We start from the raw sequence: 1391 nt of genomic DNA, 5'->3' as shown, positions 1-1391 counted from the left end.
CAAATATTATAGAACCAGAAAAAAAGAAAGCCGCCATAAGAAGGCGGCTTTCTGACTTGTGTTAGATTTTCACATCAATTTTAGCGTTTTTCTTTAAATCTTCAACATGTTGAACAAGCTTTTCTTGCTTCTTCTGTTGTTCCAGCTGAGTCTTGATCTGTGGTTTTACATCTTCAAACTTCGGAGCATCCTTTGCTTGGTCCTGTCCTTGTTGACTTGCATATTGATCATAAAACTTCTTCATTTCATCTTCTGTCACTTCGTCGACTTTGATTTCTTTTTCAACGTAGTTGGTGTACTTAATATTTTCAGCAATCTGGGTTTTCAGCTCATCCATGGTAAATCCGGCTTTCTTCATGGCATCTTCGAATTGCTTTTCGTCTTTATATTGCTTTTTCACTTCGTCGAGCTGCTTATTGATTTCATCATCCGTCGCTTTATAGCCTTTTTCCTCGGCCTGTTGCATAAGGAGCGTTTGACCGACTATGCTGTCGATGGTTTGATCTTTGATTTTTTTGGCAGCATCTTTACTTGTCGGATCCTGTCCCATTTGTTGATACTGCATCTGTGATTGAGTCAACACATTGTTGAAATCTTCACCTTTGATTTTTTCGTCGTTGACGATGGCGACGATCTTATCTTTTTCCACCTTTTGTTCATCCATTTTCTTTTGCATTTCTTCCATCTTTTTCGCTTGCTCTTCTTGAGCCTTTTTATCAGAAGCCTCTGTTTTTGGTTTATCGTCAGCTTTTTGGCTCTCCTCATTCGAACCGCAAGCGGCAAGTCCAATTGTTAATAATCCTACTAGTAAAGTCGTTAATAGTTTCTTCATAATAGACTCCTTTCAGAACTAAGGTGTGATTCTAAAAAAAATCACTTAATGGGCATTGTAAATGAAAAACCTGCAAAAAGAAAGTATTTAGGTTAAAATATATTGATTGTAATCTGGATGAAACACAGAGTATAAAGCATATTCTCCTTCCGTACAGTGATATATAGGGAATACAATTCCTACTAAAGTGATAAAGCAGGAGGAATATTACATAGATACGTTCAAAAAAAGAGGTTGTTTAAATCGAGTCTTTCTCCATTTAAACAACCTATCAAAAATATTGGGGACCAAAGAATACTGTCAAACAACCTTCTATTTGGATTATAGAGATGGACTCCATTTCCCTCAACCCACATATATGTATACGTAGACGGACTACTGTCCGTTTGGAAGCACTATTCCATCATCTGCTTTCCTTTTCAGGGAAAATAATAATTATAAGCATATTCCAGACTAATTTTAGATAAGGTTTCGACAATTTGAATTAGCGAGTAGTGGTTGATTTCCGCTGCAGGTGCTCGCTTTCCGCGGGGCGTGAGTTGAGCCTCCTCGGGCAAAT

General features: G+C 37.6%; 1 protein-coding gene. It reads right to left on the bottom strand.

The genetic code is table 11. The features are described from left to right. Nucleotides 1–61 precede the first annotated feature (61 nt). Nucleotides 62–832, bottom strand: a complete 771-nt coding sequence (locus BVI01S_RS21800) for a SurA N-terminal domain-containing protein (protein ID WP_034763547.1) — start codon at nt 830–832, stop codon at nt 62–64. Nucleotides 833–1391: the final 559 nt, after the last annotated feature.

The sequence above is a fragment of the Rossellomorea vietnamensis NBRC 101237 genome, assembly GCF_001591825.1.
Lineage (GTDB): Bacteria > Bacillota > Bacilli > Bacillales > Bacillaceae_B > Rossellomorea > Rossellomorea vietnamensis.
Note: the sequence above shows the minus strand (reverse complement) of the source record. Positions and strands in the feature narration are given on the sequence as shown.